Source organism: Cytobacillus sp. QJM3NY_8 (assembly GCF_056173585.1).
The window spans coordinates 201,653-223,546 of sequence record NZ_CM149681.1 but is presented as its reverse complement, the minus strand read 5'-3'; the positions used below and the strand labels follow the sequence as shown (position 1 = coordinate 223,546).

Annotated in this window: 20 protein-coding genes, 1 riboswitch and 1 other annotated feature; of the genes, 6 read left to right on the top strand and 14 right to left on the bottom strand. The window is 43.9% G+C overall.

What is annotated here, in order from left to right:
* Positions 1-326: 326 nt before the first annotated feature.
* Positions 327-531, bottom strand: a riboswitch (cobalamin riboswitch).
* 80 nt (positions 532-611) lie between these two features.
* A complete protein-coding gene (locus AC0VZ9_RS01220; protein WP_251175621.1) occupies positions 612-1,388 on the bottom strand; it encodes a hypothetical protein in 777 nt (258 codons plus the stop codon).
* 364 nt (positions 1,389-1,752) lie between these two features.
* On the opposite strand from AC0VZ9_RS01220, the gene AC0VZ9_RS01215 reads away from it, so the two are divergent.
* Positions 1,753-2,937, top strand: coding sequence for an FtsW/RodA/SpoVE family cell cycle protein (locus AC0VZ9_RS01215; protein WP_009336346.1), 1,185 nt, complete (start codon positions 1,753-1,755; stop codon positions 2,935-2,937).
* A gap of 30 nt (positions 2,938-2,967) precedes the next feature.
* Positions 2,968-3,228: a binding site (T-box leader), on the top strand.
* A gap of 46 nt (positions 3,229-3,274) precedes the next feature.
* Complete coding sequence (gene argS, locus AC0VZ9_RS01210; RefSeq protein ID WP_175502119.1) at positions 3,275-4,960, top strand: arginine--tRNA ligase; 1,686 nt, start codon at positions 3,275-3,277, stop codon at positions 4,958-4,960.
* Between the two features lie 12 nt (positions 4,961-4,972).
* Here the strand turns inward: argS and AC0VZ9_RS01205 are convergent, their stop codons facing one another.
* Positions 4,973-5,854: a sulfite exporter TauE/SafE family protein gene (locus tag AC0VZ9_RS01205; RefSeq protein ID WP_009336348.1), complete on the bottom strand. Its 882-nt coding sequence runs from the start codon at positions 5,852-5,854 to the stop codon at positions 4,973-4,975.
* Positions 5,855-6,037: 183 nt separating this feature from the next.
* Here AC0VZ9_RS01205 and AC0VZ9_RS01200 point away from each other — a divergent pair, with 183 nt between their 5' ends.
* The 4 genes from AC0VZ9_RS01200 to AC0VZ9_RS01185 all read left to right on the top strand — a co-directional run bounded on the left by AC0VZ9_RS01200 (position 6,038) and on the right by AC0VZ9_RS01185 (position 9,231).
* A complete protein-coding gene (locus AC0VZ9_RS01200) occupies positions 6,038-6,475 on the top strand; it encodes a Dps family protein (RefSeq protein ID WP_009336349.1) in 438 nt (145 codons plus the stop codon).
* Positions 6,476-6,612: 137 nt separating this feature from the next.
* A complete protein-coding gene (locus tag AC0VZ9_RS01195) occupies positions 6,613-7,506 on the top strand; it encodes an EamA family transporter (RefSeq protein WP_475396973.1) in 894 nt (297 codons plus the stop codon).
* A gap of 464 nt (positions 7,507-7,970) precedes the next feature.
* Positions 7,971-8,399 (top strand): DUF4395 domain-containing protein, encoded by a 429-nt coding sequence (locus AC0VZ9_RS01190; RefSeq protein WP_217027357.1) that lies wholly within the window; start codon positions 7,971-7,973, stop codon positions 8,397-8,399.
* Between the two features lie 106 nt (positions 8,400-8,505).
* Entirely contained in the window at positions 8,506-9,231 is a 726-nt protein-coding gene (locus tag AC0VZ9_RS01185) for a YqcI/YcgG family protein (RefSeq protein WP_251175619.1), read from the top strand.
* A 119-nt stretch (positions 9,232-9,350) separates the two neighbouring features.
* On the opposite strand, the gene AC0VZ9_RS01180 is transcribed toward AC0VZ9_RS01185, so the two are convergent.
* The 12 genes from AC0VZ9_RS01180 to AC0VZ9_RS01125 form a co-directional block, all read right to left on the bottom strand.
* Positions 9,351-10,136, bottom strand: coding sequence for a serine hydrolase (locus AC0VZ9_RS01180; RefSeq protein ID WP_475396972.1), 786 nt, complete (start codon positions 10,134-10,136; stop codon positions 9,351-9,353).
* 1 nt (position 10,137) lies between these two features.
* The gene (locus AC0VZ9_RS01175; RefSeq protein WP_019381220.1) at positions 10,138-11,148 is read right to left on the bottom strand and encodes an ABC transporter ATP-binding protein; all 1,011 of its coding nucleotides are present in this window, start codon (positions 11,146-11,148) and stop codon (positions 10,138-10,140) included.
* Between the two features lie 2 nt (positions 11,149-11,150).
* Complete coding sequence (locus AC0VZ9_RS01170; RefSeq protein ID WP_009336356.1) at positions 11,151-12,080, bottom strand: C40 family peptidase; 930 nt, start codon at positions 12,078-12,080, stop codon at positions 11,151-11,153.
* A 26-nt stretch (positions 12,081-12,106) separates the two neighbouring features.
* Complete coding sequence (locus tag AC0VZ9_RS01165; RefSeq protein ID WP_251175618.1) at positions 12,107-13,213, bottom strand: dipeptide epimerase; 1,107 nt, start codon at positions 13,211-13,213, stop codon at positions 12,107-12,109.
* A 13-nt stretch (positions 13,214-13,226) separates the two neighbouring features.
* Positions 13,227-14,147, bottom strand: coding sequence for a S66 peptidase family protein (locus AC0VZ9_RS01160; protein ID WP_019381218.1), 921 nt, complete (start codon positions 14,145-14,147; stop codon positions 13,227-13,229).
* Between the two features lie 387 nt (positions 14,148-14,534).
* Positions 14,535-16,163 (bottom strand): peptide ABC transporter substrate-binding protein, encoded by a 1,629-nt coding sequence (locus tag AC0VZ9_RS01155; RefSeq protein WP_019381217.1) that lies wholly within the window; start codon positions 16,161-16,163, stop codon positions 14,535-14,537.
* 108 nt (positions 16,164-16,271) lie between these two features.
* Positions 16,272-17,270, bottom strand: a complete 999-nt coding sequence (locus AC0VZ9_RS01150) for an ABC transporter ATP-binding protein (protein ID WP_009336361.1) — start codon at positions 17,268-17,270, stop codon at positions 16,272-16,274.
* 4 nt (positions 17,271-17,274) lie between these two features.
* Positions 17,275-18,231: an ABC transporter permease gene (locus AC0VZ9_RS01145; RefSeq protein ID WP_009336362.1), complete on the bottom strand. Its 957-nt coding sequence runs from the start codon at positions 18,229-18,231 to the stop codon at positions 17,275-17,277.
* The gene (locus AC0VZ9_RS01140) at positions 18,231-19,163 is read right to left on the bottom strand and encodes an ABC transporter permease (RefSeq protein WP_009336363.1); all 933 of its coding nucleotides are present in this window, start codon (positions 19,161-19,163) and stop codon (positions 18,231-18,233) included. The genes AC0VZ9_RS01145 and AC0VZ9_RS01140 overlap by 1 nt, the downstream gene beginning before the upstream one ends.
* Positions 19,164-19,176: 13 nt before the next feature.
* Entirely contained in the window at positions 19,177-20,001 is an 825-nt protein-coding gene (locus AC0VZ9_RS01135) for a M55 family metallopeptidase (protein WP_071155110.1), read from the bottom strand.
* 181 nt (positions 20,002-20,182) lie between these two features.
* Positions 20,183-20,500, bottom strand: coding sequence for a DUF3870 domain-containing protein (locus tag AC0VZ9_RS01130; RefSeq protein ID WP_009336365.1), 318 nt, complete (start codon positions 20,498-20,500; stop codon positions 20,183-20,185).
* 180 nt (positions 20,501-20,680) lie between these two features.
* Entirely contained in the window at positions 20,681-21,883 is a 1,203-nt protein-coding gene (locus AC0VZ9_RS01125) for an alanyl-tRNA editing protein (RefSeq protein WP_256816104.1), read from the bottom strand.
* Positions 21,884-21,894 lie beyond the last annotated feature (11 nt).

Here is a 21,894-nt window from a genome sequence, read left to right as displayed (position 1 = left end):
AATAAAAGGCTGGTTCTCATAAGATTTTTTAGCTTACAAACCTAGCGCGTTGATTTCCGCTGCAGGCACTTGCTTTCCGGGGGAGAGATGAGAGCCTCCTCGGCTTCGCCTGTGGGGTCTCTCACTTCCCTCACTTCCCGCAGGAGTCAAGTGCCCTCCGCTGCAATCAACTCAGTGGCAGAAACTAAGTTAGCCACCCATAGACTTTTAGAAACAACCAAATAAAAAACATCCCCTCGGACGGCAAGGAGATGTTGGCATGGTCATTTATCAATTAGTGCAGAAAGGATGGCCGGACCAAACACCTCCCTATCCTCGTAGGTTTATGGGTGCTTAAGAATCAGGCAGGTCTCCTGGCTCATGGTCAATGCGTTCTGCTCCTTCCCATACATTCCTGTACAGTGGATTTACAGACAGCTTCCATTTACAGTGGCGGGACCGCGCTGGAATTTCACCAGCTTCCCTATTAAGTCTTCAAAAGAGCCTGTTTTAAAACCCTTTTGAGAAGACACCTGTTCTATGCGGATATAAAATTTTCTATCTCCGATTATACACCATCACGCAGAAAAAGTAAGAGAATTTTGCTGAATGTTGTAAAAAAGTTCAGAATTCTAGCGCGAGTATATTTTCCATTCCCTTGTTTTCTTATCAAACACAATCTTCGCCTCACATGGCTCTTTCACAATGGCCTCATACTCGTCATACATATCATCCATATTCGCAAAGTCGCCAATAATCCAAATAGGAATTTCTATCCGGACCCGATTCTGTTCGATATCCTTAATGGAAAGTACCGCTCCCTCTTTCATAAGAGACTTTAAGGAAGGCAGGACATCTCTGGTGATAGGAGGATACGTCTTTTTCTTTTTTATGCCAAGGAGCGTTTTTTCGACTTTCATCTGTCCCATTTTACCGGGGATTACTTCCCCAAGCATGCGGTAAAAATCGTTCAGATCGCGATAATATGTACGGTTAAACCAGCCATCATCATGGGCCAGGTACACATAGCGATTGCTCAGATAATTGTAAAAAGGCGGCTTAAGATGTTCCTTGACATGGCCGAGATAAAGAAGCTCAGCAATTGTCTGGCCGGGAAGCTCATTCACCGCTTCCTCTTCCTCGAAATCAATCCAGCAAAAATCGCCATAGCCATATACATCATCCTCAACCAGCCTGCCCAGCTTGTCCCTTGACACATAATCGAACATCGTGTGGGTATTAAAGTCCCCATGTTCAAAACGATGCTTTAACAACAGCAGATTGTTAATAGAATCGGAAAGAGTTTGGGCAAACTCTGCAAACTCAATTCCATAAGTCATCACATACTGATCCTGTTCATTAAGATGGATGTAGATGAGATCACGAATAGCATGATTCCTTCTTTTCAATGACGAAACCTCCGAACCGTTACCCAAAGTGGTGTTTTCAAAGAAAAGCACTGAGCTAGACAGATAAGAATAGCGCAAGCGCCTTCACAAATTAGTAAAAAGACAGCTTCTTTTTGAAACTGCCTGTTAAACATCCAGTATTTTATTCTCTTATTGTAGCAAAAATAACTGAAAATATCTTTGCCGATGAGAAAAAATTTTAAATTGCAGCCTGCCCGGTTTTTTGAAAATACAGGAAACCATCATGCTGATTCATTCGTCTAACTACATGCAGAGAAAAAATGTATTCTGTTCTCCATTGTAAGGTTTATTTTTCTTTGTTAGGATAAAAATGTAAAAAGGTACAGAAACCAGGTGTATACAAATGAACAAGAATAATAGATTCTCAGACCGGTTCGATTGGACGTTATGCTTTCTTCTGCTGCTATTTTTCCTCATCAGCTGCATCGCTATTTACAGCGGACAATCCTCCAATCAATATGAAGGGAATTTTGTCGTCTCACAAATAAAAAATTATGTTGTCGGAGCTATCATTGTGGCAATTGTCATGTATTTTGACAGCGAGCAAATCAGAAGGCTTACTTGGCTGCTGTACGGTTTAGGCATCCTATTGCTTGTCGGGTTATTCATTGCACCGGAAAGCATTGCACCAGAGCGCAAAGGGGCTACATTGTGGTATATCATTCCTGGACTTGGTTCTGTGCAGCCCTCAGAGTTTGTTAAGGTATTCCTTATCATTGCCCTCAGCAAAGTCATCGCTGACCACCATCTGAAATATCAGGCAAAGACTGCAGGCACGGACTTTTTCCTTCTAATCAAATTAGGGGCAGCCACATTGCCTCCATTAGGATTGATTATTATTGAAGACCTGGGTACCGCCCTTGTCATCATCGCCATATTAACTGGAATCATCCTGGTTTCCGGGATCACCTGGAAAATCCTTGTTCCGATTTATGGAATCCTTGGCGCTTTCGCGGGAACGGTGCTCTATCTGGTCATCATAGCACCGGAGATTTTAGAGAAGTACCTTGGGATAGACCCCTATCAGTTCAGCCGAATTTATTCCTGGCTTGACCCGGTTAATCACAAGCAGGGAGCCGGAATGCAGCTGTACAACTCCATGCTCGCAATCGGCTCAGGATTAATATCCGGAAAAGGGTTTACTGACAGACAGGTGTATGTGCCTGATGCCCATACTGATTTTATTTTTAGCGTCATTGGCGAGGAGTACGGCTTTTTTGGTGCAAGTGTAGTAATCAGCCTTTTCTTTCTGCTCATCTATCACTTAACTAAAACCGGCTTGGAGACGACCGACCCTTTTAATACCTATATTTGCGTCGGGGTCATCAGTATGATCACCTTCCATGTATTTCAAAATATCGGTATGACTATTCAGGTACTGCCAATCACCGGCATTCCGCTGCCGTTTATCAGCTACGGCGGAAGCTCGCTTATGGGAAACATGATGGCGATGGGCCTGATTTTCAGCATCCGGTACCATCACAGAACTTATATGTTTTCAACGGATTCAAATTATGTTGCAAAATAATTCCAACAGCGTATAATAACATTAATATATCTAGTGTCTATGATGAAGAGAGTAGCAAAGGGCTCTTTCCTAAAAGCGAGACAGGGACGGTGCAAGCCTGTCGGGAAATCCTTTCGTGAAGCGCACTTCGGAGATGCATAGCTGAAAGAAAAGTAGGCTATGCCGGGTAAGGAGTCCCGTTACCAAACCCCTTTAGGAAATACGTTCAAGCATATTTTGAAACGTCCTTTCAAAAGAGGTCCTTTGGACAATCAGAGTGGTACCGCGGGTAGATTTCAGCTCGTCTCTATTTTTATATAGAGACGGGCTTTTTTATTTTCCAGGAGGTGTTAATATGATCAATTTCAAAGCTATTTTCACAGCTCAGCTGGCTTCAGTGCTGAATGGGCAGCTTTCTGACGAAGCAATTGCGGACTTAATCGAAACGCCAAAGAATCCGGCACATGGCGATCTTGCTTTTCCCTGTTTTACACTTGCAAAAGCATTCAGGAAGTCACCTGCCTCTATTGCTGGCGAGACAGCGTGCCTGATTCAGGGACCGCATATCGAAAAAGCAGAGGCTGCTGGTCCTTACATTAATATCTTCTTTTCCAAAGAGTCAGCCGGTGCAGTCATAATGGAAAAAATTTTGAACGAAGGAAAAGAATATGGACAGCTGAATGATGGCGCAGGCAAAACAGCCGTGCTTGATTTCTCTTCGCCAAACATCGCAAAGCCCTTCTCCATGGGCCATTTGCGGTCTACGGTCATTGGAAACGCCCTCGGCAGCCTGGCCGAAAAATGCGGTTATACAGCGGTCAGAATCAACCACTTAGGCGACTGGGGCACACAATTCGGCAAGCTGATCACCGCTTATACAAAGTGGGGCAGCCCGGATAAAGTGAAGGAAAATCCCATAAAGGAACTGCTTAGCCTATATATACGCTTCCATGAAGAAGCAGAAGCTAACCCAGCCCTTGAAGATGAAGCGCGTTCCTGGTTCAAAGAGCTTGAAAACGGAAATGAGCAAGCTCAGGCACTCTGGAGCTGGTTTAGAGAAGAATCATTGAAAGAATTCCAGCGGGTTTATGATATGCTTGGCATTCATTTCGACTCATACAATGGTGAAGCTTTTTATAATGATAAAATGGAACCCGTCATAGAGGAACTCATGGCAAAAGACCTGCTGGCTGAGTCTGATGGCGCAGAGGTGGTTCAACTGCCTGATGAAGACCTTCCTCCATGCCTGATAAAAAAATCCGACGGAGCGACTCTGTATGCAACACGGGATCTCGCTGCAGCTTTTTATAGAAAAGAAACCTATCAGTTTGATCATTCCCTATACATTGTCGGTCAGGAACAGAGCATCCATTTCAGGCAGGTTAAAAGCGTTATTAAAAAGATGGGTTATGAGTGGGCGGATAATATGACACATGTCCCTTTTGGCCTCTATTTAAAAGATGGGAAAAAGATGTCTACCCGAAAAGGCAGAGTCATCCTTCTTGAGGAGGTCCTGAATGAAGCAATCCTTCTGGCAAAGACCAATATCGAAGCTAAAAATCCCGGCTTGGAAAACAAAGATGAAGTCGCTGAAGCAGTCGGCATCGGGGCTATTCTGTTCCATGATCTGAAAAATGACCGCATGAATAATATTGAATTTTCACTTGAAGATATGCTGACATTTGAAGGAGAAACAGGACCCTATCTGCAATACACCAATGCCCGGGCCTATTCTCTTCTCCGCAAGGCAGACGATATTCCATCTGCCGAAAATGGGCTATCTGATTCTTACAGCTGGGAAATTATCAAGCTGCTCTATCAGTATCCTGAAAAAATCAGACAATCTTATATGCAGCTTTCCCCTTCTGTCCTGGCTAAATATTTGATTGATGTGGCTCAAGCCTTCAATAAATATTACGGACAGGTAAGAATATTAGAAAAGGATAACAGCATCAAATCAAGACTTGCCCTTGTCAAAGCAGTCACAATTGTTCTTTCCGACGGGATGCAGACACTCGGCATGAAGGTGCCCCGGCAAATGTAAAAGGAGAGGCCATTATGGTCTCTCCTTTTTTGCCTTTGTGCGGGCATTTGCTTTATGCATTTTCACAAGGCTTCTTACTAAAAAGCCGCCGACAAAAATGGCCATCAGCACTAAGCCGGTATAATTCAAATGTATTAATTTCAGAATCACACTTGCCACTGTAGCCATATATAAGGCTCCGAGCATATAGGTGATTTCTTCGTTTTCAAAATAGGAGGTAAGCTTCGCTCCAAATTGTGACCCTATCAGGCCTCCTGTTACGAGTGAAATGCCAATCCAATAATCAATGCTGACAGTGGAAGCGTAGGATAGAAAGCCTGCAGATACGATTAACATGATAGCAAACAAGCTGGTTCCTACTGCTTTCTTCGGCATCATCCCTAAATAGGCAACCGATAAAGGCACCATAATAAAGCCGCCGCCCACACCTAATGTCGTAGAAACAAATCCTGCAAAAAATCCAATCAGAACCATTTTCACAATGGATGGAGAATGTTCAGATGACGGAGCGGCATTGGCTGATTTTTTCCCTCTTTTTAACATGCCCAAAGCAAAATAAGACAGCAGAATGATATAAAACAAAGGAACTGCCCACGCATCCCAGCCCTTTTCCTCAAGAAACAGCACAAAGGGATGGGCGGCCTGAGTAGCTGCCATACCGCTTAGTCCAAGAATCAGCCCTTGCTTAAGCCATATATTCTTCATCCTGATATGAGCGAAGATGCCTGAAAGAGAGGTACCAATTGAAAAAAGCAAACTCGTTGTGATTGCTTCTACCGGAGAAAAGCCAAACAGCATGAGTGTCGGAGTAAGAATGAATCCCCCGCCTACCCCAAAAAAACCAGAGAGCACACTAATAAGCGCTCCGAGCGTAATAAATAAGAGATATTCCATTAAAAAATCCTCACTAACCTGTATGTCTTGCCTATTAAGCGGTACTATATCACTTTACCATAATCAGCCATGGTTATACTGTGGATTTTGAATTTGCTTATTTATAATTATTATAAATAAGTATTGATTTTAATTTGATATTTGTTATAATAAATATATAAATGACTTAGGGGGAATATAAAAATGGAAAAATTACATGCAGCATTAAATGTACAAATCGCAAACTGGAGTGTTCTTTATACTAAATTGCACCGCTACCACTGGTTTGTAAAAGGCCCGCTTTTCTTTACCCTTCATGAAAAGTTCGAAGAATTATATAATGAAGCAGCTGAAGTTGTGGATGAGGCAGCCGAACGCCTGCTAGCCATCGGCGGCTCACCGGCAGCGACACTTAAGGAGTTCTTAAGCATCACTACTCTTGAAGAGTCTAATGGGGAAAAGAAAGCAGAAGATATGGTTGCCGCTCTTGCTTCCGATTATAGACATATTAAAGAACAATTAATTTCTTTAGCACAGCTTGCTGAGGAGCAGGAAGATCAAGTGACAGGCGACTTTGCCATCGGTCTTATGGAAAAATTGGATACGCATATTTGGATGTTAAATGCCTACTTAGGAGAATAATCGATAATTAAGAAAGAGTCAGTGAGAAAAATCACTGGCTCTTATTTTTGTGCAGAAAAAATCTTCCCCTAAAGACTTACTGAGATGTTATGATTGACCTGATTGCCTGATATCATCTTCAGAAGGGAGTATCCATAATGGGAAACTTAAAATATTCATTATTCATTTTTCTTGGCGCATGCAGTTATGGCATTCTGGCATCCATTGTGAAACTCGGACTCCAGGCCGGCTACTCTGTTCCTGAATTGACCGGAAGCCAATATTTATTTGGGCTCCTTTTGCTGTTGCTTTCTTTCCCATTTATCAAAAAAACAAAAATCACCCTTCAACAAACAGCAGCTTTGTTATTGACCGGTGCTTCCCTAAGTTTAACAGGCATTCTGTATGGAATGAGCCTTGATCGGAATCCGGCCTCCATCGCTGTTGTCCTCTTATTTCAGTTCACCTGGATAGGAATTCTTTTAGAAGCTCTATATGAAAAAAAGATGCCCAGCAAAGCAAAAATCATTTCTTCGATTTTGCTAATTATAGGGACTGTATTTGCAAGCAACCTGATTAATTCCGGGTCACATCCTATTCAAGCTGAGGGACTGATCTATGGCTTATTATCTGCGGTAACATTTGCCGTATTCATTTTTGCAAGCGGCAAGGCAGGTAAAGGAATTCCAACCATCCAGAGGAGCATCTTCATCACGTTTGGCGGACTTCTTCTGGTTGCAGCTTTTTCAGGCCCCGTTTTAATAAGCGGTGGCATCCAGCTTGAGGGCCTATGGAAATTCGGGCTGCTGATGGCATTGTTCGGGGCTATTTTCCCAATTGTATTTTTTGCAATCGGCTCACCTCATTTAGATTCAGGTCTTGCCACAATTGTAGGTTCTGCCGAACTCCCGGCCGCTGTTGCTGCTGCCATGCTGATTCTTGGCGAAAGAATTTCAGAAGCACAGACTTTCGGAATCGTGCTGATCCTGATCGGAATCAGCATTCCGCAGTTCACATTAAAAAAAGCAGCAAAGAATCGTTTTAGCACGTAACGTGTTTTTACGGATAAAATTTTTCAGGAGACTTTGGAATCCATTCCAAAGTCTTTTTTCTTTAAAGGCTGTTGCATGAGTTCGGACTCTCTCCTGCGAATCTTCTTCTCCTGTCTGAAGTTGCACCGGGTTCGGACTCTCTCCTGCGGATTTCTTCTTCTCCTGTCCGAAGTTGCACCGGGTTCGGACTCTCTCCTGCGGATTTCTTCTTCTCCTGTCCGAAGTTGCACCGGGTTCGGACTCTCTCCTGCGGATTTCTTCTTCTCCTGTCCGAAGTTGCACCGGGTTCGGACTCTCTTGACCAGAATTCACCTCCTACTGTCCGAAGTAGCGCAGGGTTCTTTTCGATATTGTCCTTCATAACGGACTATTTTTATTTTCCCAAGCTTTTTCTCTTCACAAAAATTTGCAATTTAAGTAAACTATTAATACCTATAAAACCAATGAGAAAGGTCGGAATATAATTGGCAAATACACCTGTTTCTATTCCCCGCCCGCTCGTAAGAACTAATCAATGGTCGATCGTATTAAGTGTTTTAGCTTCGTGGCTAACCGGAGAAGCATGGATTCTTGCCATACCCCTCCTTGCAGGTATAATGGGCCTATTGTTCGGCTACAATCCCATTATGCGTGCAGCAAAACTTTTTCTAAGAAAAAATCCTGCTGATTACATTCCCGAAGACTGGGAGCAGCAGCAATTTAATCAAGTGATTGCCGTTGCATGCCTGGCGCTGGGCCTGATCAGCTTTCTTCTGGGCTGGACAGCTGCAGGATATGTTTTTACAGCTATGGTAGCTCTATCAGCATTTGTCGCCATTCTTGGATTTTGCATAGGCTGTTTTATCCGCTTTCAGCTCAATCAATATAAATACCGAAAATCTTATAAAGCTTAAGGCAGCCAACACGGCTGTCTTTTTCATTTCCTTTTCCACCCAGCTAGTTTCAAAGGACTTTTTAAGGGGTACATATTTCATAAGTAAAACATTCTGAGGTGAAAAAATGAAAACTGCCAGTAAGTTTCTTTTAACAAAAGAAGATATGACTAACCCCGAGATTGTGCCTGAGTGGGTTTGTCAGGAATATAAAACATTTCATGATACAGTTACAGATAAAACCTTCCCGTGCTATTTTGGAATGACTGCTGAAATGCGCGGCGAATTGAGATATGCCTATATTACACAGGAAGATTGGTCTAACCTGCCGGGAGCCCTCGAATCCTTTATCGAGCTTTTTGACGCACCAAAACTCATTCGCCATGGCCTGTTTGTATTTGTGGAGCCGGAGACAGATGAAAAACCGCTTGAACATTACAGAGAATATTTCTGGAATATTCTGCAGTATTTGCATAAGGTTGATACAAAGCCTTGGCCTAAGGATTATCCGACAGATCCTGACCACCACTTATGGGCGTTTTCTTTTGCTGAGGAACCATTCTTTGTGTTTGGAAATGCGCCTGCCTACAAGCAGAGAAAGACGAGGGATTTAGGCAATAGCCTTGTACTGGGCTTCCAGCCGCGCCGCATTTTTGAAGGCCTTGAAGGCACCTCTAAAGGCGGCATCATGTCCAGGGAAAAAGTAAGGGAACGGGTTGAAAAATGGGATGGCCTCCCTACCCATCCAAACATCAGCCATTATGGCGATCCCGAACACCGTGAGTGGAAACAATACTTTATCGGTGATGACATTAAACCAATCGAAGGGAAATGCCCTTTCCATCATAAATAATTTTGAAAGTGAAGCGCCTAGCGCACGAATTATCTTCGAGGACCGTCGATCCACTAATTCTTCCTGAAAAGCAAAAAACTGCATAAATAAATAAGGAACCGTTCTCAGTAAACGGTTCCTTATTTATGAGTTATATATTGATTAATGCGACTGCCAATTGCGGACAGTACTTCTCTTCCAGCTGCCTGACTTTGAAGCTGGTCGACAAGAACAGCGGCGTAAACGGTGTTTCCTTTATGGGTAAATATGGCGCAATCATGCTCTATTCCGGGTAGTTCTCCTGTTTTGCTGGCAACCTTGACTTTTTCCGTGTCCATTGTGTTTGCAAGTTTGTTCTTATACTGCTGTTTTTCCAATATATCCAGTGCTTTTTCTGTAAATTTCCCGGATAAAAGCGAATTCTCTGCCAATGCCTTCATGCCATACACCATATCCCTGGCAGTCGTGGTGTTGTCCATGCCGTTTTTCAATGCCTCAAAGTCCATCATCTTTCTGTTTAATTCCGTGCAATTAAACCCCCAACTTTTGATAAACTGATTGATTTTCTCTATTCCCAACCTCTCAATGATGAGATTGGTCGCAGTATTATCAGATACAATGACCATGAGCGTCATTAAGTCTATAACCTTCATCTTCAGACCCTTGCTCATGGCCTGCAATACCCCGGCTCCGCCAACCCGGGCAGCATCCTTCACTTCTGCTTCCTCATCGAGATCAAGCAGGGCATTCTCCGCCTGTGAAAGCCCCGCGAGTAAAATGGGAACCTTAATTAAGCTTGCGGAAGAGATAACATCATCGGCATTTGTTTCGATAACACCATCCTCTGTATGGATGTATACGGCCACACGTCCTTCACAGCAGCTGGCCAAATCAAGAATTTCTGCTTTGATAGTAAGAAAGTTCATGTTATTTCGCAGCGGCTACTTGCGGCCGGTTATGGTCGCCCGTTACCTTTTCATTATATAAATGGCAGGCCACAAAATGATCCTTCTCAATCTCCTGCCACTCAGGCTTCATGGAAGCACAAGCCTCCATCGCATAAGGACAGCGCGTGCGGAATACGCAGCCGCTTGGAGGATTCATTGGACTTGGGAGTTCCCCTTCCAAAATGATTCTTTCCCGATGATCCTCAACATCAGGGTCAGGGATGGGAATCGCCGAAAGTAAGGCCTGCGTATAAGGGTGAAGCGGATTTTTATATAAGTTTTCGCTTGTGGTTAATTCCACTAAATTCCCCAAATACATAACGCCAATTCTGTCGCTGATATGTTTGACCATCGAGAGATCATGGGCGATAAATAAGTAGGTCAGGCCTTTTTTCTTTTGGAGCCCCTTAAGCAGGTTGACTACCTGGGCTTGTACCGATACATCCAGTGCGGAGATCGGCTCATCAGCAATAATGAATTCCGGATCCAGCGCTAATGCACGGGCAATCCCAATTCTTTGCCTTTGTCCGCCGCTGAATTCATGCGGGTAGCGGTTGGCATGATCGCGGTTAAGTCCCACATCCTCCAGAAGCTGATAGACCCGCTCAAGCCGTTCCTTCTTGTTCGGATATAACCCATGCACTTCCATGGGCTCCGAAATAATCTCCTGGACGGTTGACCGCGGATTCAACGAAGCATATGGATCCTGAAAGATCATCTGCATCTTCCTGTGAAAAGCAAACCTTTCTTTTTCAGTCATGGTATGGACATTCTTTCCGTCATAAAGGACATCGCCTTCTGTACGGTTATATAAACCAATAATTGTACGCCCTGCGGTTGACTTTCCGCAGCCGGATTCGCCGACAATCCCGAAGGTTTCTCCTTGTTTGATATGAAAGGAGACATCATCAACGGCCTTCAGAGTCTGTCCTTTCCCCATTGAAAAATGCTTCTTCAAATTATTGACCTTTAACAGTGCTTCTTTTGACATATTTATTCCCCCGTCTCTTGCCAGTAACGTCTAGCTGCACATAATTCCTTTTCATAGATGGTGTCTTTCAAGTCGATAATTTCGATGGTTTTACCGGTATTAGGAGAATGAAGCAGCTTCCCATCACCATAATAGATGCCAACATGATGGAGTTTGCCTTTTCCTTCTTCATAAGCAAAAAATAATAAGTCCCCGGGTTCAATGGCGTCAAGTTCAACCGGATCCCCTGCTTCCGCCTGATCATGGGCATCACGGGGGATGATAAATCCATTTGCTTTGCACATAGAATAGCTGAATCCTGAGCAGTCATACCCAAAGCTGCTCATGCCGCCCCATAGATATGGCAGGCCTATAAATTGTTCCCCCGCATCGATGATGTCTTTTCCGCTGCCTTTCCGTATAGCTCCGATTGTTTCATACACCTGCACATCTTCAGGTTTTAGATATCCTGCTCCCTCAGGTGTCTGCACCTGAATCCACTCAGCTTCTTCTCTTAACACCGGGAGTATGGTTTGATAGCTTAGTATAAGTTCCGGCTCTCTGTCATTAGAATAGAGGGTTGCCTTTTTCTTCTGAATGACCGCAGCCTTTCTGCTACCAAGCTTCCAATCTTCATTTTTAGTCAGCTGGGCTTTCGGCACCCATCCGGGATATCCTCTCTCGTCCTTAGAAGAAGGCTGGCCCGGGACAACAACATGAACCCACCCATCCTTCTCCTCCAATACAATCACTTCTTCTCCGTACAGAACTTGTGATTGAACAAGATTCCCTTCGCAAAGTTCAAGCCGGGGCTCATATGTGAGCTTTCCAAGCCAGGAATCCAGATTAACTGGATTGGTGATCGCTTCAAAGTCAATTTCTCTTGATGAATCGCTTGATGTCCACAAGGTTGCTACAGGAACCGATACCAGCCATTTTTGCTGAATTGCCAAAACAAATTCCTCCTTTTCATGATTTATCAGGAAGTCAGTTCCTGCTTGTTCACTATTAACGATACATTCCTGATGCCCAGACCATGTTCCGACGGCAGGGTGATTTTACGGCCGGAATAATGGATTCCGCCTTCCACAATTTCTTTTGCCATCATCAATGGAGCGTCAAAATCAAAACGGGTTATATTCTTTTTGCTTGCGGCAAAATGGGCTGCTGCCGTAATGCCGATCTTGGTCTCAATCATGCTGCCCACCATGCACTCCATCCCGCAGACTTCAGCGAGCTGATTGATGATCTGCGCCTGATAAATGCCGCCTGATTTCATCAGCTTAATATTGATTAAATCAGCACTTCGCGTTTTAATGACTTCAAAAGCCTGCTTCGGGGAAAAGACACTTTCGTCTGCCATAATCGGTGTATCAACCGCATCGGTAACCTGCTTAAGGCCCTCTATATCCCAGGCCTTCACAGGCTGTTCGACAAGCTCAATATTCAAGTCCAAAGCTTCCATTTTTCGGATGGCATAGATAGCATCCTTTGATTTCCAGCCCTGATTGGCATCCAGCCGGATTTTAATCTTTGATCCGACTCGTGTGCGGATTTCTCTAATTCTCTCAATATCTGTTAAAATATCATCCTTGCCAACCTTCACCTTAAGGACATTAAAGCCCTGCTGAACATAGGAAACAGCATCTTCTCCCATTTCCTCCGGGCCATTGACGCTTACCGTATAATCCGTTTCCACCTCATTTTTATGTCCGCCTAAAAACTGATATAGGGGCAGTTTGCACTGCTGTGCAAGACAATCATACAATGCCATATCCACTGCAGCCTTTGCACTTGAATTTCCTATTAAAGCAGACTGAATTCCCTGGAAGATATCCTCATAGTTTAGGAGACTCTTATTGACCAGCATCGGCTTTAATACCTGATGAATGGCGGATTCGATGCTTGATAGGCTGTCTCCTGTGATCACCACAGTTGGAGGGGCCTCCCCCCAGCCGGCAATACCGTTATCGCAAGTTACTTTTACAACAATCGTTTCTGCTGTCTCAACCGTTCTCAAAGCTGTTTTAAATGGTTTTTTCAGTGGTACCGCAGCTCTAAATGTTTCGATCGTGTTTATTTTCATCTATACCACCCTTTTACTTAACGCCGCTTTCGATTATCAGCTTTTTACCGGCAGCATCCAATTCTGCCATTACACCTAAAGGCACAGAAATATGCGGAGAGCAATGGCCGATATTAAAGCCTTTTACAGCCGGCTTATTCACCCTTTTTATATAAGTATCCAGTACTTCATCCAGTTCTAAGGAAAGTTCTCTTTCAGGGACGCAATTATTAAAGTCCCCGATGATAAAGCCGGCCGCATCCTCAAGCTTCCCGGCCATATGCAGCTGGTTTAGCATGCGGTCGACCGCACGGGGCTCTTCATTGATGTCTTCAATAAGAACAAGCTTATCTTTTGTATCTATTTCATAGGGTGTCCCTATCGTACTGGCCAAGAGAGACAAATTTCCGCCCGTTAAGACTCCCGAAGCCCTGCCGCTTACCATTGTCTCCAGATTTGAAATCCCTTCTGGATAGTCAAGCGTTACTGGCTCAAATAACTGGTTAAAATATTGCTTTGATAGCGGATCCGCATCCTCCTTGCCAATATCGGATGCCAGCATCGGGCCATGGAAGGTGACTAATCCCGTCTGCTGGCGGATTGCGGTGTGCAGGAATGTAATATCACTGTAGCCCCAGAAAATTTTCGGGTTTTCTTTAATCAGGCTGTAGTCAATTTGGGACGCAATTCTCCCTGTGCCATAGCCGCCGCCCGCGCAAATGATGGCTTTGACTTCCTTATCCAAAAACATTTTATGTAAATCTGCCAGCCGGTCCTCGTCATTTCCGGCAAGGTATCCATATTGATCAGTTACATGATCGCCCATTTTTACTTTTACGCCAAGCTCATCCAAAAAGGCCAGGGATCGCTTCAGGTTTTCCTGATTGGGCGGACTTGCCGGTGCTATAATTCCAATCGCATCGCCTTTTTCCAGGCGCTGAGGTTTCATTGCCATGCTGCCACATCCTTTTAGTTGTTTATTAGCATTATATGCTCCTTCAGCAAAAGCATTGTTTGGGAAATGAAATAATTGTCGAGGATATAAGCTAAAATTCGAGAAAATGTATTATTTTTCGGGAAATAATTTGAAAAGCGCAGAGCGGCGACAAGCTTAAGACAAGCCCTAGGCAGAAGGCGTTTTTTGCCTTCAGAAGTGATTGCCCGAAAAATGAAGGCGACTGCTTAGGGAGCCGCATTTAGCCAAGCTTCAGACCTTGAGCCGATGGCGCTCGGAGCTAGACAGTTATCAAAGTTCAAAGATCCAAATTCTCAAAAGTTTATATTTCGAAAAAAAGGGATGTTCGCACGAACACCCCTTTTTTCAAATCAAGCAGAAGAAGCATTACTTCTTATCTGCCCATTTAAGCTCCATGTATCCAACCGGATGGCGGACGATTCCTGAAACAGCATCATTATAAAGATAAACCTGGTTGTAGAAATGGATAGGGATAATCGGCATTTCTTCAAATAAGATTTTTTCTGCTTCATACATTAGTTCAAAGCGTTTGGCTTCATCAGCTTCATTCTTTGCATCTTTAATCAGCTGATCGTATTTCTCATTGCTCCAGCCGGTGCGGTTCATGGAATGACCTGTCTGGAAGTTTTCAAGGAAGTTGATAGGATCTGCGTAGTCAGCAAGGAATGAGCTTCGTGATAATTGGAATTTAAGCGCTTTTTGTTCTTCAGCGAATACATTCCATTCCATGTTGGCAAGCTTTACTTCCACGCCAAGGTTTTCTTTGAACATTTGCTGAAGTGCTTCAGCTATTTTCTTGTGTGTATCATCCGTGCTGTATGTTAAGGTAACTTCTGGAAGCTTATCATATCCTTCTTCTTCCATGCCTTTTTCAAGTAATGCCTTCGCTTCTTCTGCATTTGTTTTTACAAGATCTCCCGACACCTCACGGAAATCTTTTCCTGAAGGATCAGTAAAACCATATGAAACAAATCCATATGCTGGCTTTTCGCCATTCTTTGTGACGAAATCAACAATTTGCTGCTGGTCCACTGCCATCGCAAATGCTTTACGGATGTTTAGATTTTGGAATGGCTCCATGTTTACATTAAATCGATAAAAATAATCTCCAGCCTGGTCTTCAACTTTTGCTTCTCCCAGCAGCTGCTCGCTTAGCTCAGAAGGTACATCCGATACATCCAGTTCTCCCGATTGATACATTTGATATTCTGTATTTGTATCATCAATGATTGCCCAGTGAATTTTATCAAGCTTTACAGTCTCAGCATCCCAATATTGATCGTTTTTCTCCATCACAAAATGGCTGTCATGCTCCCATTCCGTTAAGTTAAAAGGACCATTTCCGACAAAAGATTCAGCTTCAGCAAACCACTTCGGGTTTTCTGTTGCAACTTTTTCGTTAATTGGGAAAAATGCAGGGTTAGTGATTACACTTAAGAAGTAAGCTTGCGGACTAACTAAAGTAACTTCAAATGTTTTGTCATCAACTGCTTTTACTTTTACATCATCAGCTGATCCTTCCCCATTGTTATAAGCTTCTCCGCCTTCAATGAAGTAACCAAGGAAAGCGGCTGAAGAACCTGTATCAGGATTTAAAAGGCGCTTCCATGCAAATTCGAAGTCACCTGCAGTTACAGGATCACCATTTGACCATTTTGCATCCTCACGGATATGAAAGGTATAAACCTTTCCATCTTCTGAGATATCCCATTTTTCAGCAATTGCTGCTTCTGGTTCATGATCTTGCCCCAGACGGGTCAAACCTTCCATCAAGTTATTCAGTGCGCTCCAGGAAACAGAGTCAAAGCCGATAGGAGGATCAAACGAAGTCGGCTCCTGGCCATTGTTCAAATAAAGCACTTTTTCAGCACTTTCTTCTTCTTTCTTGCCATCATCCTTGCTGTCTGTTTCTTTGCCGGCATTTTCATTTGCCGTACAGGCTGCCATGACAAACAGCAATACACCTGCCAGCAGCAGTGATAAAAACTTTTTCATTCTTTTTCCCCCTCTTAAAATATATTTCTTTATCTATCAGCTGCCTGTTTGACAGCTGATAGAATCATAACTTTCACTGTGCTGATCCAGCACTGTGAAAGGAAAAACCTATTTTACGGATGCAAGCATTTTCTGTGCCCGTTCATCCTGGAGCCAGCAATCTACATGATGATCACGGCTTATATGAGTTTTATATGGATAAACCCGGTCACATACTTCCATTGCGAAGCCACATCGGGCAGCAAACGGGCAGCCGGCCGGCGGAGCGAATAAATCCGGCGGGGATCCGCCAATGGGAACTAGATCGGCTCCGTCAAGATCAAGACGCGGAACTGAATTCAGCAGGCCTTTCGTATAGGGATGCTGTGGATTGTAGAAGATTTCCCTTCGTTCTCCGGCTTCCACTATTTTTCCTGCGTACATGACGGCAATGCGGTCCGCTACTTGAGCGACAACACCAAGGTCATGGGTAATGATGATAATGGATACTCCAGTTTTCTTCTGGATATCTTTAAACAAATCCAATATTTGTGCTTGTATGGTCACATCAAGTGCGGTTGTAGGTTCATCGGCAATTAGCACTTCGGGCGCACAGACAAGGGCCATGGCAATCACAATCCGCTGCCTCATCCCTCCGCTGAACTGGTGGGGATAATGCTTCAATCTTTCGGACGGATTTGGAATCCCAACTAAATTAAGCATTTCCAGGGCCTTTTTACGGGCATCCTGCCGGGAAATGGGTTCATGCTGCATAATTCCTTCTATAATTTGCTCCCCAATGGTAATAGTAGGGTTCAAAGCCGTCATTGGATCCTGAAAGATCATCGAAATGTCTGCACCGCGAATATTCCGCATTTCAGACTCTTTTAATTTGGTCAGATCCTTCCCTTTAAAAAGGACAGCGCCATCAGCTATTCTCCCGGGCGGGGAGGGAATCAGCCGCATGATGCTCTGGGAAGTCACGCTTTTCCCGCAGCCGGATTCACCGACAATTGCAAGGGTTTCCCCCTTATACAGATCAAATGTTACTCCCCTTACAGCCTGGACTTCACCGCCATAAGTGGTAAATGTGACATGCAGGTCTTTTACTTCCAGTACTTTCTCCATGCTGCTACCTCCTTAACTTTGGATCAAGGGCATCCTGCAATCCGTCTCCCAGCACATTAAACGAAAACATGGTCAGGGAGATGAAAAAGGCAGGGAAGAACAGGCGCCACCAGTGACCTGATAGAATTGTAGACAGCCCATCATTGGCCATGGATCCCCAGCTGGCAAAAGGAGGCTGAATGCCTAATCCCAGAAAGCTCAGGAAAGCCTCTGCAAAGATGGCTGAAGGAACGGTAAGTGTCATCTGTACAATAATAGGGCCCATCGTATTCGGAAGCAGGTTTTTCTTAATAATCCTCGAAGTTTTTGTCCCAAAAGTCTTTGATGCCAGTACAAATTCATAGTTCTTAATCTGCAGAACCTGCCCGCGGACAATCCGGGCCATCCCAACCCAGCCCGTCACAGAAAGGGCAAATATAATAGTGAACAAACCAGGTCCCATTACGACGCTGATTAAAATAACAACAAGCAAATAAGGAAGTCCATAAAGAATTTCCACAACCCTCATCATGGCATTATCTGTTCTGCCGCCTTTATAGCCGGCAATCCCGCCATAGATGACTCCGATTGCAAAATCAATCATGGCAGCAACGATTCCCACGAATAAGGAAATTCTTGCACCATACCATGTTCTGGCGAATACATCTCTGCCCAGCTCGTCAGTGCCGAACCAATACTTCGATGATGGCGGAAGGTTCTGATTAGTCAGAGACTGCTCAGATACACTATGCGGGGAAAGCATGGGTCCAAAAATAGACATAAAGGCTAAAGCAATAAGAAAGAATAGCCCTGCCATTGCCAGCTTATTTTTCAAAAGCCGGCGCCATGCATCCTGCCAATAGGAAAGGCTCGGCCTTACAACTGCTTCCGCTGCATCCTGGTCCTTGGCCTTAGGCACAAACCAGTCATCCGGAATATCGGGTGCAAGGTTGCGGTTATCATGCTGTTTGCGCAGTTCCATTAGCTCGCCTCCTTTTTGTGAAGCTTAATTCTCGGGTCTAAAATTCCATATGCAATGTCCACAAGGAACAGCATAATAATCAATATTGAACTGTAAAAAACGGTGGTCCCCATTATGACGGGATAATCACGTGTATTGATGCTTTCTACAAAATACTTTCCCATTCCAGGAATGGCAAAGATTTTTTCAATGACAAACGTACCTGTCAAAATGCTTGCTGCCAAGGATCCCAATACAGTTACGACAGGCAGGAGGGCATTCCTCAGTGCATGCTTAAACACAATTTTCACTGGTGATAAGCCTTTTGCTTTGGCCGTTTTTATGTAATCCTGCGTCAGCACCTCCAGCATGCTTGAACGTGTCAGACGGGCGATAATCGCCATGGGCCCTGTCGCAAGCGCCAGAGTCGGCAGTATCATATGCTTCGGACTTGACCAGGTAGCCACCGGCAGGATTGCCAGGTTGACAGCAAGCTGCTGAATTAACAGTGTGGCAAGCACAAAGTTTGGCACCGATATTCCCAGAACAGCAATGGTCATCGCTAAATAATCAATAAAGCCATTGTGCCGGAGGGCAGCTATGATTCCGAGGGCAATTCCCGAAAAAACCGCCACGATCAATGTGACGATTCCCAGTTCGAAAGACACCGGAAAGCCCCGTCCGAGCATTTCATTAACCGTCTGGGAAGATTTTTTAATAGATGGCCCAAAGTCGAATGTCACAACGGACTTCAAGTACATCCCATATTGGACATAGAGCGGTTCATCCAAATGGTAGAATTTTTCCAGATTTCGCTGAACCGCTTCACTTGTATTTCTTTCTTCATTAAAAGGCGACCCCGGTATGGAATGCATTAAGAAAAAAGTCAGAGTGATAATGAACCAAAGTGTGACGACCATTGCGATAAGGCGTTTTATTATGTATCCAGTCATTCATTAACACTTCCTAACAGAATGTAGTTCTCATGGCCAGCTCAGTCATCACCAGCATTGCCTGGTATGCTTCAAGAATATCCTTAGCCTGATAGCGGACAATGGTTGTATTCTCTTCTATCTCTGCACCAGGCATTAAAGCAGCCCACTCAGCCTGGCCATAGTTGGCAAATTCAATTTTCAATACAGGGTTTTCTGGCGGAACAAGCGGTTCTACAAGTTCCTTCCTGCTAAGAGCCTCTGCTGCTTTTTCTCTTAAAAGCTGTCCGGCTTTTGCAGGTGTCAGCGATTTCACGCTTGAGCGAGAAATCGTTTCCTTTACAACCGCAGTGGTGACATTCGGGATTAATTTTTCTGCTTCCAGAGCCGCCTGGTCATCTCCGGCCACCATGAGAACAGGTACGCCATGATAACCTGCCACATAAGCATTAAAGCCCATTTCCCCAATGGCATGGTCATTGATGTACATATGCCTTACACCGAATATCATGGAGTGGGACATAACTCCTTTCATGGAAGCACGTGCATGATAACCAACAAACATGGCACCGCTAAAGGTTGAATCAAGCCCCTGAACCATTGAGTATGGCTTCACATCGCCAGTAATCAGCTGTGTTTCTGGATGCATCCTTTCAATGAGCAGGTTATTCATTTTCGAGTGGCTGTCATTTACGATAACCTCGCTGCAGCCCTCGTCAAAGGCAGCTGTTACCACATGATTTGCTTCATCAGTCATGATTATCCTGCTGCGTTCATAATTGTGCTTCGAAGAGTCAACATGTGTGTGATCAGCCAGACCCGTTATTCCTTCCATATCAACCGATAGATAAAGCTTCATTAAAAATCCCCCAAATATTATATTGTTATAGTTTTATATTATAGATTATTTGATATTTTCTGTAAAATTAGCCTGTAATCTACCTTTTATACAGGCAGAATGCAAAAAATCCAGCTATCGGAGAAAATAATGCTTTTCTCTGATAGCTGGATTTCATCTGCGGAAAACAGAAAAAGCAGCTCTACTTATTCATAATTTGTGTATATTTTATATGGGCATTTTTAAAGGCAACCATTAGTGCCTTTTGAGAGGAGCCGAAGTAGCGGCTTTCGATTTCTTCCGTTACCTTGTCAGCTTCCAGTATGGATTTGCCGACAAATATTGATTTAATAAATAATGAGGTTAAGTTAATGGTAGATGAACATTCTGCATCTACAATTTCATCTGTTTCCCTGTCAATTACAAGACCTATAAAGAAGCCATTGTATTTTTGCATAATCGGATTGTTCAATGATGTTTTGCTGTCCCCGATGATATAGACGGTATTTTGTCTGTACATGAACTTGCCTCCTGCAGAACCGGATATTATATGAGGCGTTTATGAGGTTATCATAAACATTCATTATAATGCATGGCCCGTACCAAAATTGTAATACAACAGAAGCTGTATTACAATCACTTTTCAATACTTTTCTAAATATTTTATCAATTAAGGCTGTTCCTTCTCATTATTACATTATCAGTTTTCAGAGCTGATTTGCCCTGCAAGTCTCAGTGCATACTGAAGCAGGTTCTCCCCGCTCATAAGTTTGTCTCCCCCACCCTGTGCAAATTGAGGATTCCCCCCGCCTTTGCCGTTAATCTTCTGCAAAAGTTCTGCAGCCAGGCCCTTCATATCAGACCCGGAATCTGCTCCACTGGCGCAAACAAATTGAAGTTTATCGGCGGTTTCATTGATTAGGATAACAACAGCATTTTCAGATTGGGATGCGATTAGGCGGGCCAGTTTCTGCAGCTCCTGGATGGATCGTCCCTCAAAGACCTTGCTGGTACACTCCCCGTTTCCTGCTATGAACAATTCTTTTGCTTCATAAGCTAACAGCGCTTCCTTTGCTGCTTCCAGCTGTTTCTCCAGGTTCTTCCCATTTTCAATCAAACGGCTGGCTGCTGAAGGCAAGTCCTCTTCTGATGCATTAAGAAGCTGACTAAGATTTTTTGTAATTTCATGTTTGCTCTGAAGCTGCGCAAGGATCCGATTCCCGCAGATAAACTGCACACGGATTTTCTTCTTTTGGCGTTCCCAGTCTAATACTTTAATGCCGGCAACCTGGCCGGTTGAAGATGGGTGGGTTCCGCCGCATCCGTTATAATCAAATTCCGGGATCATCACAAGCCGAATGTCTTCCCTGACAGACAGCTGCTTGCGGAGCGGAAATTGGGAAGCTTCTTCCGCACTCACCCACCTGGCTTCTATTGGCCGGTTCTCAAGAATGATGCGATTCGCCAGCCTCTCCGCTTCTTCTGCATGCCGGACCGGTAATTCACTGATATCCAGATCAATGGTTAATGTTTCTTTACCTAAATGAAAGCTGACCGTTTTATAGCCGTAAAGCTCTTCAAAGGCAGCCGATAAAATATGCTGTCCTGCATGCTGCTGCATATGGTCAAACCGTCTGTTCCAATCTATTTCTCCTGAGACACTGGAAATGGAGGGGTCCAATTCCCTTTCTAAATAATGACGGATTTCCCCTTCCGCTTCTTCAACATCCAACACTTTTACGCCATTAAGTGTTCCCTCATCATGAGGCTGTCCTCCGCCAGTTGGGTAAAAGGCCGTTTCTTTCAGGACGGCATATATCTTTTCCTTGTCATCTTCTCCCTGATAGACAAGTTCCGTTTCAAATGTTTGGATATATGGATCTTCATAATAAAGTTTATTCAAAGCGAACCAAC